This window comes from Crenalkalicoccus roseus, assembly GCF_004761865.1.
Taxonomy (GTDB): Bacteria; Pseudomonadota; Alphaproteobacteria; order Acetobacterales; family Acetobacteraceae; genus Crenalkalicoccus; species Crenalkalicoccus roseus.
Genome location: NZ_SJDM01000121.1, coordinates 1 through 465 on the forward strand (window position 1 = coordinate 1; position 465 = coordinate 465).

Genomic DNA, 465 nt, shown 5'->3' on the forward strand with positions numbered 1-465 from the left:
CTCCTTCGGTCCTCCGATCGTTGTCAGAAGTAAGTTGGCCGCAGTGTTATCACTCATGGTTATGGCAGCACTGCATAATTCTCTTACTGTCATGCCATCCGTAAGATGCTTTTCTGTGACTGGTGAGTACTCAACCAAGTCATTCTGAGAATAGTGTATGCGGCGACCGAGTTGCTCTTGCCCGGCGTCAATACGGGATAATACCGCGCCACATAGCAGAACTTTAAAAGTGCTCATCATTGGAAAACGTTCTTCGGGGCGAAAACTCTCAAGGATCTTACCGCTGTTGAGATCCAGTTCGATGTAACCCACTCGTGCACCCAACTGATCTTCAGCATCTTTTACTTTCACCAGCGTTTCTGGGTGAGCAAAAACAGGAAGGCAAAATGCCGCAAAAAAGGGAATAAGGGCGACACGGAAATGTTGAATACTCATACTCTTCCTTTTTCAATTCAGAAGAACTCG

At 46.5% G+C, this 465-nt stretch carries 1 protein-coding gene; it reads right to left on the minus strand.

What is annotated here, in order from left to right; all coding sequences use genetic code 11:
* On the minus strand, positions 1-435 hold a 435-nt coding region (locus ET526_RS21145), incomplete at its 3' end, for a serine hydrolase (RefSeq protein ID WP_158295669.1).
* Between the last annotated feature and the right edge of the window lie 30 nt (positions 436-465).